Here is a 14,853-nt window from a genome sequence, read left to right on the forward strand (position 1 = left end):
GCAGCATCACCCTCTCGGAGCCGCAGGGCCCCGGAAACCAACAAGGAAAATCCCATGGCAGACATCACCATCAGCCCCGATGAGATCCGTGATGCCCTGAAGGACTTCGTCTCGAACTACGAGCCGACGAAGGCCTCCACGGCCGAGGTCGGGCACGTCACCGACGCGGGCGACGGCATCGCGCACGTCGAGGGCCTGCCCGGCGTCATGGCGAACGAGCTCATCCGCTTCGAGGACGGGACCCTCGGTCTCGCGCAGAACCTCGACGAGGACGAGATCGGCGCCATCGTGCTCGGCGAGTTCGGCGGCATCGAGGAGGGCCAGGAGGTCACCCGCACCGGCGAGGTCCTCTCGGCTCCCGTCGGCGACGGCTTCCTCGGCCGCGTGGTCGACCCGCTCGGCAACCCGATCGACGGTCTCGGCGAGATCCAGGCCGAGGGTCGCCGTGCCCTCGAGCTCCAGGCCCCGGGCGTCATGTCCCGCAAGTCGGTCCACGAGCCGCTGCAGACCGGCATCAAGGCCATCGACGCGATGATCCCCGTCGGCCGCGGTCAGCGTCAGCTGATCATCGGTGACCGCCAGACCGGCAAGACGGCCATCGCGATCGACACGATCATCAACCAGAAGGCCAACTGGGAGTCGGGCGACGAGGACAAGCAGGTCCGCTGCATCTACGTCGCCATCGGCCAGAAGGGCTCCACGATCGCCTCCGTCAAGGGTGCGCTCGAGGACGCCGGTGCGATGGAGTACACCACCATCGTCGCCGCCCCGGCCTCCGACCCGGCCGGCTTCAAGTACCTCGCCCCCTACACCGGTTCGGCCATCGGCCAGCACTGGATGTACGGCGGCAAGCACGTCCTGATCATCTTCGACGACCTGTCGAAGCAGGCCGAGGCCTACCGTGCGGTGTCGCTCCTCCTGCGTCGTCCGCCGGGCCGTGAGGCCTACCCGGGTGACGTCTTCTACCTGCACTCCCGCCTGCTGGAGCGTTGCGCGAAGCTGTCCGACGACCTCGGTGCCGGTTCGATGACGGGTCTCCCGATCATCGAGACCAAGGCGAACGACGTCTCGGCCTACATCCCGACCAACGTGATCTCGATCACCGACGGCCAGATCTTCCTGCAGTCGGACCTGTTCAACGCGAACCAGCGTCCGGCCGTCGACGTGGGCATCTCGGTGTCCCGCGTGGGTGGTGACGCCCAGGTCAAGTCGATCAAGAAGGTCTCCGGCACGCTCAAGCTCGAGCTCGCGCAGTACCGCTCGCTCGAGGCGTTCGCGATGTTCGCGTCCGACCTCGACCAGGCGTCGCGTCGCCAGCTGGACCGTGGTGCGCGCCTGACGGAGCTCCTCAAGCAGCCGCAGTACTCGCCGTACCCGGTCGAGGAGCAGGTCGTCTCGATCTGGGCCGGCACGAACGGCAAGCTCGACGAGGTGCCCGTCCCCGACGTGCTCCGCTTCGAGGCCGAGCTGCTCGAGCACCTGCGTCGCAACTCCGACGTCCTGACCACCCTGCGTGAGACGAACCAGCTCAGCGACGAGACCGTCGCCGCGATGGACCGCGAGATCGACGCCTTCACGAAGGGCTTCCAGACGAGCGACGGCAAGACGCTCGGCTCGGAGTCGTTCGACGCGGCCCAGGCCGAGGACGTCGACCAGGAGCAGATCGTCAAGGGTCGTCGCTAGATGGCGGCACAGGTCCGGGTCTACCGCCAGCGCATCAAGTCGGCGAAGACCACGAAGAAGGTCACCCGCGCGATGGAGCTGATCTCGGCGTCGCGGATCCAGAAGGCACAGGCGCGCATGGCCGCGTCCGGTCCGTACTCGCGGGCCGTGACGCGGGCCGTGTCGGCCGTGGCGACGTTCTCGAACGTCGACCACGTGCTGACCACCGAGCCCGAGTCGTCGACCCGCGCAGCCGTGGTGCTGTTCACCTCGGACCGCGGCCTGAACGGCGCGTTCAGCTCGAACGTCCTCAAGCAGGGCGAGGAGCTCGCCTCCCTGCTCCGCAGCGAGGGCAAGGACGTCGTGTTCTACCTCGTCGGTCGCAAGTCGGTCGGGTACTTCGCGTTCCGCGAGCGCCCGTCCGAGCGGCAGTGGATCGGCGGGACGGACCAGCCGGAGTTCTCGACGGCGAAGGAGATCGGCGACGCGGTCGTGTCGAAGTTCCTCCAGGACACGGCGGAGGGCGGCGTGGACGAGATCCACATCGTCTTCAACCGGTTCATCAGCCTCGCGACCCAGGAGCCGCAGGTCGTGCGCCTGCTCCCGCTCGAGGTCGTCGAGGGTGTGGAGGAGCCGTCGAACGGTGAGCCCCTGCCGCTCTACGAGTTCGAGCCCGATGCGGACGCCGTCCTCGACGCGCTGCTCCCGGTCTACATCGAGAGCCGCATCTTCAACGCCATGCTGCAGTCGGCCGCTTCCGAGCACGCCGCCCGGCAGAAGGCCATGAAGTCCGCCAGTGACAACGCCGACTCGCTCATCAGCGAGTTCACCCGTCTCGCGAACAACGCGCGTCAGGCCGAGATCACCCAGCAGATCTCCGAGATCGTCGGCGGCGCCGACGCCCTCTCGTCGAAGAAGAAGTAGTGGTCCGCGAAGCTCGCGGACAGAACCCCTCAGGAAGGCACCAGCCATGACCGACACCGCCACCACCGCGGTCGAGACGTCGTCGGCGCCCGGTGTCGGCCGGATCGCCCGTGTCACGGGTCCCGTCGTCGACATCGAGTTCCCGCACGACGCCATCCCGGAGATGTACAACCTCCTGTACACGACCATCACCATCGGTGACTCGTCGCAGGAGATCGGCCTCGAGGTCGCGCAGCACCTCGGCGACGACCTGATCCGCGCCATCTCGCTGAAGCCGACCGACGGCCTGGTCCGTGGTCAGGAGGTCCGTGACTCGGGCGCCCCGATCTCGGTCCCCGTCGGCGACGTCACCAAGGGCAAGGTCTTCGACGTGCTGGGCAACGTGCTCAACACCGACGAGAAGCTCGAGATCACCGAGCGCTGGCCGATCCACCGCAAGGCCCCGGCCTTCGACCAGCTCGAGTCGAAGACCACCATGTTCGAGACCGGTATCAAGTCGATCGACCTCCTCACGCCGTACGTGCAGGGTGGCAAGATCGGCCTCTTCGGTGGTGCGGGCGTCGGCAAGACGGTCCTCATCCAGGAGATGATCCAGCGCGTCGCGCAGGACCACGGTGGTGTGTCGGTGTTCGCCGGTGTCGGCGAGCGCACCCGTGAGGGCAACGACCTCATCGGCGAGATGGAAGAGGCGGGTGTCTTCGACAAGACCGCCCTCGTGTTCGGCCAGATGGACGAGCCGCCGGGAACGCGTCTGCGCGTGGCCCTGTCGGCGCTGACGATGGCGGAGTACTTCCGCGACGTCCAGAAGCAGGACGTGCTCCTCTTCATCGACAACATCTTCCGGTTCACGCAGGCCGGCTCCGAGGTCTCGACGCTGCTCGGTCGCATGCCGTCCGCGGTGGGCTACCAGCCGAACCTCGCCGACGAGATGGGTGTGCTCCAGGAGCGCATCACCTCGACGCGTGGTCACTCGATCACCTCGCTGCAGGCGATCTACGTGCCGGCCGACGACTACACCGACCCGGCTCCGGCGACCACGTTCGCGCACCTCGACGCCACGACCGAGCTCTCGCGTGAGATCGCGTCGCAGGGTCTGTACCCGGCCATCGACCCGCTGACCTCCACGTCGCGGATCATGGACCCCCGGTACCTGGGTGCCGACCACTACGAGACGGCGACGCGCGTCAAGCAGATCCTGCAGAAGAACAAGGAGCTGCAGGAGATCATCGCGATCCTCGGTGTCGACGAGCTCTCCGAAGAGGACAAGATCACGGTGGAGCGCGCTCGTCGCATCCAGCAGTTCCTCTCGCAGAACACCTACATGGCCAAGAAGTTCACGGGTGTCGAGGGTTCGACGGTCCCGCTCAAGGACACGATCGAGTCCTTCCGCGCGATCGCCGACGGCGAGTTCGACCACGTGGCGACGCAGGCCTTCTTCAACGTCGGTGGCATCAACGACGTCGAAGAGAAGTGGGCGCAGATCCAGAAGGAGAACCGCTGACATGGCGGCACTCACCGTGAGCGTCGTCTCGGCGGACCGTGAGGTCTGGACGGGCGACGCCACCATGGTCGTGGCACGCACGACGGAGGGCCAGATCGGCATCCTCGCGGGGCACGAGCCGCTGCTCGCCACCCTCGCGCAGGGCCAGGTCCGCATCACCCGGGCCGACGGCTCGACGGTGACGGCGGACGCCGAGGACGGCTTCCTGTCGGTCGAGCACGACACGGTCACGATCGTGGCGCGGCAGGCCGCGCTGGCGTCCTGACCGGACTGACCGTCCTCCTCCCGCCGTCCGAGACGAAGCGGGAGGGCGGGGACACGGCACGCACCCTCGACCTGGGTGCGCTGTCCTTCCCGGAACTGGCCGACGAGCGGGCCGCGGTGATCACCGCGGCCCGCTCCGTCAGTTCCGAGGAGTCCACGGCACGGACGGCCCTCAAGCTCGGACCGAAGTCGGTCGCCGAGCGCCTCCGCAATCTCGAGCTCGACACCGCGCCGACTCTGCCGGCGGTCGAGCGCTACACGGGCGTGCTCTACGACCCGCTCGACGCCACGGGCGCGGACGACGCCACACGTCGCTGGTGGACGGACCACGTGCTGGTCCAGTCCGCGATGTTCGGACCGATCGGTGCGGGCGACCACATCCCGGCGTACCGGCTCTCGCACGACTCGAGGCTCGGTGCGCTCCGGCTCGCGAAGCACTGGCCGGGACCGTCCAGCGACGTGCTCGGCGCTCGGACCGGTGGTCTCGTGCTCGACCTGCGCTCCGAGGGCTACCGATCGCTCGGACCCCTGGACGACGCGGTCGTCCTGCGGGTGGTCAGTGTCGACGGCGGCGGACGACGTCGAGCGCTCAACCACTGGAACAAGACGGCGAAGGGTCGACTGACCGCGCTGCTCGCACGGACCGGTGCGGACGTCGGCGACCCGGCCTCGCTCCTGCGGTGGGCGGGCGAGCACGGCGTCGTGGTGGAGCGGACCGACGACGGCTGGGACCTGGTCGCGGAGAGCCTCGAGCCCGCGCGGGTCTGACGGCGGAGCAGCGCTCGCTCCTGCACAACCGCCCGGACAGCCGCGGCCGTCCACAAACAGGTCGGGGCTCGCCGGTCTGGAGGCGCTCCTCCCGTCACGATCTCGTGCATGACCTCGACGAGACACGGACTCCCACCCACCCTGGTGCGCTACCCGCGCGAGATCGCCGCCGCGGTCACGCTGCGTGCCGCCTGCGTCGCCCTCGTGGCGCCGCCGGCGGCGACCGGTGGAGGCAGCGCCGCGGAAGCGCTCGCCCGACCGCAGGCGGTCGCGGTCGCGACGGCGTGCGGCGCCCTCGCGACCCGCTTCGCGCTGGTCGGCTTCCTGGCCGCGCGTGACCGGCCGGACCCCCGGACGGTCGTGCCGTTCGACCCGTTCCACGATCCGACGCCGCCCGCGCTCGGCGGCTCGGGTCCGGAGCCGGACCGCGCGCGACTCCGGCTGGCCGGCGACCGATGTGCCTCGGCATGGCGGACCTGGCGTGCGGACGGAGCCCCGGGCGGCGACGTCGCGGTGGGGGCGGCCGGTGCGCTGTCGCTGGGCGCCTGGTGTGCCTGGGCGCTCGGGTCGTCCGCCCGTGCGGAGGTCCGCGCCCGGCACGCCCTCGACTCCCGACCGGACGACCCGTTCGGGTGGTTGATCCTGCGCGCGGTCCGGTCCGGCCACGGACCGGCGTGGGGCACTCCCACGGGGTCGACCGGATCGTCTACGGTGGGATGACCATGGTGCGGGAACCGGTGCGCGAGGACGACGACACGGTCATCCGTGCGCGCCCCGGTGCCCGACCGTCGCCGACCGACGCAGGTCGTGACCCGTCCCGCACGGGGAGCGCCGGCCTCCGTGCCCTCGGCGCCGCCGCTGCGGCCGCCGACGGTGCCCTCGACGACGATCCGTACGGCGACCCCTACGGCGACACGGTCGTCCGGCCCGGGCGCGGTGCGCGACCGGGGGCCGGACCGTCCGACGAGGACACGGTCCTGCGTGCTCGTCCCGGTGGTCCACTGCCGGTGGTGCCGCCCGGAGCGGGAGCACCACGTGCCGAGGACGGGCCGCTCGTCCGTAGGACCCCGTCGGTCCGCGTCGGCGGCCGGGTGGTCCGCCTCGACCGGCCCCTGGTGGTGGGTCGTCGGCCCGCCGCGCCGCGCGTCGTCGTCGACGGCGGGCCGGTCCTGGTGACCGTCCCGTCGCCGAGCGGCCAGGTGTCGTCGTCGCACGTGCTGCTGCACGCCGAGGGCGAGGCCGCCGTCGTCGCGGACCTGCGGTCGACGAACGGGACCGTCGTCCGCCCTCCCGGCGCCGCGCCGTTCCGGATGACGGCGGGTGCATCGATCGTCGTCCTGACGGGTACGCTCGTCGAGATCGGTGACGGCAACGTCATCGAGGTCCTGTCGCCGCACCTCCGGGCCGGACCGGACGACGGCCTCCCACCGTTCCCGCCGGCCCCGTGACGGACCCACCGTCCGGCACGCCCCTCCACTCCCAGAGAGCGACCCTGAAACCGTGACCGAACTCGGCCGAGCTGCCACCGAGCACGCCATCGACGTCCCCGGCGCTGCCGGCACACCCCTGACGCTCTCGTGGGGAGCGGCGACCGACGTCGGTCGCCGTCGCGACCACAACGAGGACAGCTACCTCGTCGGCGCACCCTTCTTCGTGGTCGCCGACGGCATGGGCGGACACCTCGCGGGTGACCGGGCGAGCGACGCGGTCGTCCGTCGGCTCGACCAGGTCACCACCGGTGCCTTCACCAGCCGTCAGGACATCCAGCGCGCGCTGCTGCTCGCGACCGCCGACATCGAGCGCGCTGCCGGTGGCAACGCCCTCGGCGCCGGCACGACCGTGACCGGGGTCGCACTCGTCGCGTCCCACGGGCAGCCGGCAGCGCTGGTCTTCAACGTCGGCGACTCCCGCACCTACCGGATCGAGTCCGGCGCGCTCCGTCGGGTGACGATCGACCACTCGGTCGTGCAGGAGATGGTCGACGCCGGGCTGCTCCGGGCCGAGGACGCCGAGCAGCACCCCGACAGCAACGTCATCACGCGGGCAGTCGGCTTCGGCGAGCCCCCGGAGCCCGACTGGTGGACGCTGCCGCTCCGCGCGGGGGACCGTTACATCGTCTGCTCCGACGGCCTCACCAAGGAGCTCGGCGACGTCGGCATCGCCCGGATCGCGGCCCGGGTGCCCGCGGCACAGGCACTGGCGGAACGTCTGGTCGGGGACGCGGTGGTCGCCGGCGGTCGTGACAACGTCACCGTGGTGGTCGTGCAGGTCGACGCCGCACCGGAGGACTCCGACGTCGAGGACACCCTGCCGCGCCACTGAGCGTCGCACCCGTACGACCACCCCCGAAGTGGGGGATGGCCGTCCTCCACAGGGACGCCCGCGGCCGCCGGCTGTCGGATCGCCCTTCGTAGAATGGCCTGGCCGCGACGAACGGAAGGGCCGGCCGCGGGCCGGGGAAGGGAACGACGCTGATGGCTCGACGCCTGCCGTCCGACCCGCCGGTGATCGCCGGGTTCACCCCCGTCCACGTCCTCGGCTCCGGGGGCTTCGCCGACGTCTTCCTCTACGAGCAGGACATGCCACGCCGGCAGGTGGCGGTGAAGGTGCTCCTCGACGAGGTCGTGGACGAGCGCGTGCGGCAGATGTTCCAGGCCGAGGCGAACCTGATGGCGCGGCTCAGCACGCACCCCGCGATCCTCACGGTGTTCCAGGCGAGCATCGCGGCCGACGGCCGTCCCTACCTCGTCATGGAGCTGTGCTCGTCGTCGCTCAGCCAGCGCTACCGACGCGAGCCGCTCCCCGTGTCCGAGGTCCTGGCCGTCGGTGTCCGCATCGGCTCCGCGCTCGAGACGGCCCACCGCGAGGGCGTGCTGCACCGAGACGTGAAGCCCTCGAACATCCTGCGCACCGCGTACGGCAGCCCCGTCCTCTCCGACTTCGGCATCGCCGCGACCATCGGCAGCGCCGACCCCGACGAGCCGGTGGGCATGTCCATCCCGTGGTCCGCGCCCGAGGTGCTGGGGGACGAGTCCCGCGGCTCCGTCCAGTCCGAGGTCTACTCGCTCGCAGCGACGGTGTACTCGCTGCTCGCGGGGCGCTCTCCGTTCGAGGTCCCGGGCGGCAGGAACTCGGCGGCAGACCTGATGGACCGGATCGACAAGGGCGGCGTGGGTTCGACCGGCCGGACCGACGTGCCCCCGTCGCTCGAACGGCTGCTCGCGACGGCGATGGCCCGTCGTGCGGCTGCTCGTCCCGCCACCGTGATGGAGTTCGTCCGCGGGCTCCAACAGGTCGAGGCGGAGCTCGGGATCCCGCAGACCCCGGCCGACGTGGCGGTCGAGTCGTGGGCGGTGGCCACCCCGTCGTCGGAGGGCGACCGGACCGTCGTGCGGGAACTGCAGGCACCCTCGCGTGTGGCGGCCCGCCGACGGACACGGCGGGCGGTGCAGGGCGGGACGTCGGTCGGCGTCCAGAGCGTCGGCACCGTGCACCGCACCGGGTCGGCGACGATCGCGCGTCGCCGGAAGCGCTCGACCCTCGTGGTCGCCGGCGCGGCCGGTGTCGTCGTGGTCGCGGCCCTCGCCGTGGTGAGCGTCCTGCTCGTGACGCGCGCCGGCACGGGGTCCGTCCCGACGGTTCGCGACGTGACCGCACGCGGGGGAGGCGACTCGGTGTCCTTCAGCTGGGACGATCCCGGGCTCCGTGCCGGGGACACCTACGTCATCACGTCGGCCGGCGCGACGAGCCAGCAGACCGGCACCACCTTCGTCGTGTCCGGGGACCCCGGTACCGAGCAGTGCATCACGGTCGCGGTGAACCGGGACGGCAGGACGGGGGCCGCGAGTCCCGAACAGTGCGGCACGATCGGGAGCGCCGGGTGATCCGGGCGTTCCTCGCCGAGCACCGTTCCGCGGCGGTGACGGCCTGCGCGTCGATCCTCGTCGGCGCCGTCGTCGCGACCGCCGCGGTGGTGTCCACGGGGTACCACACCCAACGGGTCGACCTGGGGGACGGCACCGTCTGGGTGCCGTCGGCGGAGTACGGCGCCGTCGGGCGCGCGAACACCGGCGTGCTCGAGCTCAACACCGCCGTCGACACCCCGAGCGACGACCTCTCGGTCGTGCAGCGCGGCTCCGAGGTGTACAGCGTGGACGGCACGAAGGGCACCGTCGCGAAGGTCGACGTCGCCGACGCCACCGTGGGCGATGCCGTGACGCTGCCGGCGGGCTCGCCGCAGGTCTTCTTCGCGGGGGACACCGCGGTGGTCGGGAACGGCGACACGGGCGAGCTCTGGGCGACCCCGGCGGCCGAGCTGTCCGACTTCGACGCGTCCACGAAGGCCGACCTGAGCCTCGGCGCCGACGCCGTCCTCGACGCCTCCGACGAGCGGGTCGCGGTGTACTCGCCGCGCACCGGCCGCGCCTCCCTCGTCGACGTCGGCACCGAGCTGACCGTCGAGCGGCGGTGGGAGGTCCGGTTCGACCGCAGCCACGAGTTCCAGGTGGCGTCCTTCGGGGACCACGTCGCCGTGCTCGACCGCACCTCGGGGCAGCTCTCGGTCGACGGGGACAGCGTCGACCTCGGCGACCGCGTCGGTGGATCGCCCGCGCTGCAGCGGTCCTCGGACTCCTCGTCCACGGTCCTCGTCGCCGGTACGGCCGGGCTGGTGCGCGTCTCCGCCTCCGGTCAGGTGGACCGGACCGCGCTCCGGGTGTCGGGTCGAGCGGCACGACCGACCGTCGTCGGCTCCTGCACCTACGCCGCGTGGGCGGGCGGACAGGCGATGGACTCGTGTCGGGGCACCGGCCTCCAGCGGCTCGCGCAGACCGCCGACGCCGACGACCTGCAGATCGTGCACAACGGCGACACCGTCGTGGCGAACGACCCGCGCAGTGGGCGGTCGTGGGCCATCGGCCGCAGTGGACAGCTCATCGACAACTGGGCCGACCTGGTCGACCAGGACGACGAGCGGCAGCAGGAACGGGTGTCGGACGACGACCCGCAGGTGGACAAGGAGCAGAAGCCGCCCGTGGCGGTGGACGACGACCTCGGCGCACGACCGGGTCGCACGACCAGCCTGCCCGTGCTCCTCAACGACTACGACCCCAACGGCGACCCACTCGTCATCAGCGAGGTCGGCGACGTCCCCGACGGCCAGGGCAGCGTCGCCGTCGTCGGTGACGGCCAGCGGCTCCAGGTCTCGCTCACGGCGGAGGCCAGCGGCACGCTGTCGTTCCCGTACACGATCACCGACGGCAACGGCGGGTCGGCCAGCGCGACCGTCCGGGTGACCGTCCGCCCCGAGTCCGAGAACGAGCCACCGCGGCAGGTCCGGAGCACCTCGGCGGACGTCGTGCAGAACGGGCACGTCGTCACCGACGTGCTGTCGGACTGGGTCGATCCCGACGGCGACCCGGTCTACCTGGAGTCCGCCTCGGCGGACGGCGACCGCGTCTCCACGACACCGGACGGGCTGCTCGACTTCCGCAACGCGAGCGGTCGCACCGGTGACCGCAGCGTCCAGCTCGTCGTGAGCGACGGCCGCGACCCCGGCCGCGGATCGATGACCGTGCGTGTCGCCGCCCAGGGGAGCGTGCCGCTGCGCGCCGACGCGTTCGCCGTGCAGGGCTACGCGGGCAAGGCGTTCACGGTGACGCCGCTCGACCACGTCCGCGGGGGCAACGGCGCCGTCACGCTCACCAGCGTCTCCTCGTCGAGCGGCCTGACGGTCACCCCGTCCTACGACGCGGGCACGTTCCGCGTCCAGGGGGCCGGAGCGGGGGACCACCAGCTCGAGTACACCGTCACGGACGGCACGAAGACCGTGAGCGGCGTCGTGCGCGTCTCCGTGCTCGCTCCGCCCGACGCCTCGACGCCACCGATCACGACGCCGAAGACGGTGTTCGTGACCACCCTCTCGACGAAGGACACCGACGTCACCGCGACGGACACCGATCCGGCCGGCGGTGTGCTCATGGTCACGGCGCTCGACGGCCCCGGCCGCGGTAGCGGGGTCGAGGCGAGCATCCTCGACCAGCACGTCGTGCGGGTCACCCTGACCGCGCCGCTCGACGCACCGGTGACCTTCGCGTACACGGAGTCGAACGGTCTGGCCAGCGCCACCGGGACGATCACCGTCGTCGAGATCCCGCGACCGGACCGCATCCAGCCGCCGGTCGCGCAGTCCGACTCCGCCACGGTGCGGGTCGGCGACGTCGCCGAGATCGACGTGCTGGCGAACGACACCCAGCCGGAGGGCGAGCCGCTGACGCTCGACCCGCAGCTCGTGCAGAACGTGCCCGGTGACGGCGGGCTGCTCTTCGTGTCCGGCGACCGGCTCCGGTACCTCGCCCCGGACACACCCGGCAACCACACCGCGGTCTACCGCGTCCACGGTCCGGACGGGCAGTACGCGGACGCGTCCGTCTCGATCTCGGTGCGCGAGCGTGACGCCGCGACGAACAACCCGCCGGTGCCGAAGACCGTGACGGCGCGCGCGGTCGCGGGGCAGGCGGTGCGCATCACCGTGCCGTTGAACGGCACCGATCCGGACGGCGACTCCGTGCAGCTCGTGGGGGTCGGCGACAACCCCGAGAAGGGCTCGGTCAGCGACGTCACCGCCGATGCGCTGACCTACGACGCCGGGGACTACTCCGCCGGGACCGACGAGTTCACCTACACGGTGGTCGACGCGCTGGGTGCCCGCGCGACCGGCACGGTCCGGGTCGGCATCAGCCCCCGTGCGGAGCAGGCATCGAACCCCGTCGCCCAGGCCGACCACGTCACCATCCGCCCCGGTGGGTCCGTGACCGTGCGCGTGCTGCAGAACGACTCCGACCCGGAGGGCGGGCAGCTGTCCGTCACCGCGGCCGAGCCGACCGCCCCGGGGGTCACCGCCGAGGTGCTCCACCGCAGCCAGGTCCGGGTCACGCCACCGCGTTCGGCGACCGAGGGCGACTTCGCGGTGCTCTACACCGTCACGAACGAGAGCGGCGGTTCCAGCACCGCGTTCCTGACGGTGACGGTCGACCGCGACGCCCCGCCGCTCCGTCCCGAGGTCGAGGACACCACGCTCGACCTGCAGGACATCCTGCGTCGCGAGAGCGTCACCGTCGACGTCCTGCAGAACGTCTTCTTCGCCGAGGGGTCGACCTCCCGCCTCGAGGTCGGGGTGGTCGACGGCTACGGCGACACCGCCCGGGTCACGAGCGACCGTCGGATCGAGATCCGGTTGACGGACGCGTCACAGGTCGTGCCGTTCTCCGTCACCCGGAGCGACCACCCCGACGTCGTCGCCTACGGGTTCGTCCACGTGCCCGGGTTCGACGACGCCCTGCCGCAGGTGGACCGCAGCGTGGGCGCGGTGACCGTGAAGAGCGAGGCCACCGTGCGCATCCCGCTCGACCGCTACGTGGTCACGGCCAACGGACGGACCGCGCAGATCACCGATCGCGGGACCGTCAAGGCGACGCACGCGAACGGGCAGGACCTCGTCGTCGACCGGTCCACGCTGCAGTTCACGTCCTCGAAGCTGTACTACGGCAACGCGTCGATCTCGTTCGAGGTCACCGACGGGTCGAGCGCGAACGGCGGCAAGGGCCGCGTCGCGACGCTCGTGCTCCCGATCAAGGTGACACCCCGGTCGAACCAGCCGCCGGCGTTCACCGGGTCGTCGATCGACCTGCAGCCCGGTGACTCCCGCACCCTCGACCTGACGAAGCTGACGGACTACCCGTACCCGGACGACCTCCGGGAGCTCCGGTACTCGGTGGTCAGCCGCCCGGGCGCCGGCACCACCGCGACCGTGCAGGGCCAGCAGCTCCGGATCTCGGTGGCGGAGGACGCCCGGAAGGACACGACGGCCTCGATCGGCATCGGGGTGTCGGACGACGCGAACGCCGGTCGCGCCGGGGTGGTTCGGGTCGGCATCGTCGGTTCGACCAGGCCGCTCGTGCAGCCCGGGGCGGACCGGGCGGTCGTCGAGCGTGGCACGACCGCGACCATCGACGTCCTGTCGAACGACCAGGCGACGAACCCGTTCCCCGACCAGCGGCTGCGGGTCGTCGCCATCCGCGGACTCTCGGGCGGTCTCCCCGCCGGTGTGAGCGTGACGCCCAGTGCCGACCGGTCCCGGCTCCAGGTCACCGTCGGCGACCGTGCCCAACCCGTCGACGCGCACCTGCAGTACCAGGTCGCCGACGCGACGGACGACCCGTCGCGGTACGTCTGGGGCGACGTGACCATCGCCGTCCAGGACGCTCCCGACGCGCCGGGCGCGCCCACCCGGACCGGCACGTTCCAGGGTGGCCAGCTGACGCTGACGTGGGCCACCCCGCAGGCGAACAACGCACCGATCACCGGTTACCGGGTCCAGGGGACGAACGGCGTCGCGAAGGACTGCGGCACCGCGACGGTCTGCACCCTGACGGGCATCGACCCGTCCGCGTCGTACCGTTTCTCCGTCGTCGCTCGGAACGCCGTCGGCGACTCGGAGCCCTCGCCGCAGTCCGCGCCGATGAGCGCCGACTTCGTCCCGGCAGCGCCGAAGGGCGTGCGCGTCACGCCGAGCAGCGCGACGCCGGACCAGCTCGACGTCGCGTGGGACCGTGTCGCGACGCCGAACGGCGGATCGTCCGTCTCGAACTACGTCGTGTCCGTCCAGGGGCCGGGACTGTCGGCGACGAAGAACGTCGGGACCGCGACGAGCACCTCCTTCCCGGGCGCGCAGAGCGGCGCCGAGTACACGGTGCGGGTCTCTGCCCGGAACGCCGCCGACCGCGACGGCAGCCCGGTGCAGTGGAACGACGCGTCGGCCACCGGCTCGGCCGTCGGTGCCCCCGGCACGCCGGAGCTGTCGGCCACGGGACAGCCGGACGGATCGACGACCGCGGTCGCCCTCAGCGCGTCCGAGGCCGACTGGGCCGGCGGGACCCCCGGTTGGCGCATCGCGAAGTACGCGGCGTCCACCCCGATCCCGTCCGGGTGCTCGACCGCCGGAGCCGAGAAGGTCTGGAACGGTTCGTCCGCGAACGACCGCATCACGAGTCAGTACCGCTACGTCGCCCTCGCCGACAACGGGCTCTTCTGCACGGCGTCGCAGCCGGCCAGCGTGCAGGGCTACCAGACGCCCGACGCCCCGACGGGCACGGTCGAACCGGCCGGTGGGCCCGACGCCGACGGGGCGGTCGGCCTCCGCGCCACCGCGCAGGCGTCCACGCCCTACCTCTACTACTCGGTGGGCGGCGGTCCCCGCGTGCGCTTCAGCGGGTCGGCGTCGCTCGGGGCGGGGGCAGGCTACGGGCTCGAGACGAGCGTGGTGTTCACCGCGTGCGCGACCGACGGACAGTACTGCGCGTCGAGCGCCCCGGCGACCGCCACCGCGTTCACCACGCGGGCGACCGTGGTCAGCGCGGTCGTCGGGCAGGCGCCGGTGATCAACCCGCCGGACAACAACGGCCGTCTGCTGCCGAAGCCGGATGACTACGAGATCTCGTACTGCACCCTTGCCGTGGTCTGCTCCGACACGAACCCGGCCACGGGCGCGCCGTGGACCACGAGCGACCCGGTTCCCGACGGGTACTCCTCGATCCGGGTCAAGGCCACGGTGCAGGGCCAGCAGGACCCGGTCGGTGCACGCAGCGCCGTCACCACTCCGGACGCCGGCGCGTCCGACCCGCCGTCCGGCACCGACCCGAGTACCTCCTCCGCAGGCTAGGGTCACGACCCGGCAG

The 14,853-nt window shown here is 71.7% G+C and carries 10 protein-coding genes; all 10 read left to right on the top strand.

Annotation, left to right across the window (positions count from 1 at the left end):
* Positions 1-54: 54 nt before the first annotated feature.
* Complete coding sequence (atpA, locus tag JOD95_RS00885; RefSeq protein ID WP_066654625.1) at positions 55-1,683, top strand: F0F1 ATP synthase subunit alpha; 1,629 nt, start codon at positions 55-57, stop codon at positions 1,681-1,683.
* Positions 1,684-2,586 (top strand): F0F1 ATP synthase subunit gamma, encoded by a 903-nt coding sequence (locus tag JOD95_RS00890; protein WP_069710758.1) that lies wholly within the window; start codon positions 1,684-1,686, stop codon positions 2,584-2,586.
* A 46-nt stretch (positions 2,587-2,632) separates the two neighbouring features.
* The gene (gene atpD / locus JOD95_RS00895) at positions 2,633-4,087 is read left to right on the top strand and encodes a F0F1 ATP synthase subunit beta (RefSeq protein WP_066654617.1); all 1,455 of its coding nucleotides are present in this window, start codon (positions 2,633-2,635) and stop codon (positions 4,085-4,087) included.
* 1 nt (position 4,088) lies between these two features.
* On the top strand, positions 4,089-4,352 hold the full coding sequence (locus JOD95_RS00900; RefSeq protein ID WP_058729238.1) for a F0F1 ATP synthase subunit epsilon: 264 nt from the start codon (positions 4,089-4,091) through the stop codon (positions 4,350-4,352).
* A 5-nt stretch (positions 4,353-4,357) separates the two neighbouring features.
* Positions 4,358-5,119 carry a YaaA family protein gene (locus JOD95_RS00905; RefSeq protein ID WP_066654616.1) on the top strand — a complete coding sequence of 254 codons (762 nt, stop codon included), beginning with the start codon at positions 4,358-4,360 and terminating at the stop codon, positions 5,117-5,119.
* A 108-nt stretch (positions 5,120-5,227) separates the two neighbouring features.
* Positions 5,228-5,839, top strand: a complete 612-nt coding sequence (locus JOD95_RS00910) for a hypothetical protein (protein ID WP_209682390.1) — start codon at positions 5,228-5,230, stop codon at positions 5,837-5,839.
* 2 nt (positions 5,840-5,841) lie between these two features.
* Positions 5,842-6,567 (top strand): FHA domain-containing protein, encoded by a 726-nt coding sequence (locus tag JOD95_RS00915; RefSeq protein ID WP_144411307.1) that lies wholly within the window; start codon positions 5,842-5,844, stop codon positions 6,565-6,567.
* 52 nt (positions 6,568-6,619) lie between these two features.
* Positions 6,620-7,441: a PP2C family serine/threonine-protein phosphatase gene (locus JOD95_RS00920; RefSeq protein ID WP_209682393.1), complete on the top strand. Its 822-nt coding sequence runs from the start codon at positions 6,620-6,622 to the stop codon at positions 7,439-7,441.
* Positions 7,442-7,593: 152 nt separating this feature from the next.
* Complete coding sequence (locus tag JOD95_RS00925) at positions 7,594-9,003, top strand: serine/threonine-protein kinase (protein ID WP_209682395.1); 1,410 nt, start codon at positions 7,594-7,596, stop codon at positions 9,001-9,003.
* Positions 9,000-14,837: an Ig-like domain-containing protein gene (locus tag JOD95_RS00930; RefSeq protein ID WP_209682397.1), complete on the top strand. Its 5,838-nt coding sequence runs from the start codon at positions 9,000-9,002 to the stop codon at positions 14,835-14,837. The genes JOD95_RS00925 and JOD95_RS00930 overlap by 4 nt, the downstream gene beginning before the upstream one ends.
* Positions 14,838-14,853: the final 16 nt, after the last annotated feature.

The organism is Curtobacterium sp. 1310 (assembly GCF_017834105.1).
Taxonomy (GTDB): Bacteria; Actinomycetota; Actinomycetes; order Actinomycetales; family Microbacteriaceae; genus Curtobacterium.

What these genes read in the sequence shown, in the direction of transcription:
- atpA (WP_066654625.1), top strand. Translation starts at nt 55, where the DNA reads ATGGCAGACATCACCATCAGCCCCGATGAGATCCGTGATGCCCTGAAG.
- JOD95_RS00890 (WP_069710758.1), top strand. Translation starts at nt 1,684, where the DNA reads ATGGCGGCACAGGTCCGGGTCTACCGCCAGCGCATCAAGTCGGCGAAG.
- atpD (WP_066654617.1), top strand. Translation starts at nt 2,633, where the DNA reads ATGACCGACACCGCCACCACCGCGGTCGAGACGTCGTCGGCGCCCGGT.
- JOD95_RS00900 (WP_058729238.1), top strand. Translation starts at nt 4,089, where the DNA reads ATGGCGGCACTCACCGTGAGCGTCGTCTCGGCGGACCGTGAGGTCTGG.
- JOD95_RS00910 (WP_209682390.1), top strand. Translation starts at nt 5,228, where the DNA reads ATGACCTCGACGAGACACGGACTCCCACCCACCCTGGTGCGCTACCCG.
- JOD95_RS00915 (WP_144411307.1), top strand. Translation starts at nt 5,842, where the DNA reads ATGGTGCGGGAACCGGTGCGCGAGGACGACGACACGGTCATCCGTGCG.
- JOD95_RS00925 (WP_209682395.1), top strand. Translation starts at nt 7,594, where the DNA reads ATGGCTCGACGCCTGCCGTCCGACCCGCCGGTGATCGCCGGGTTCACC.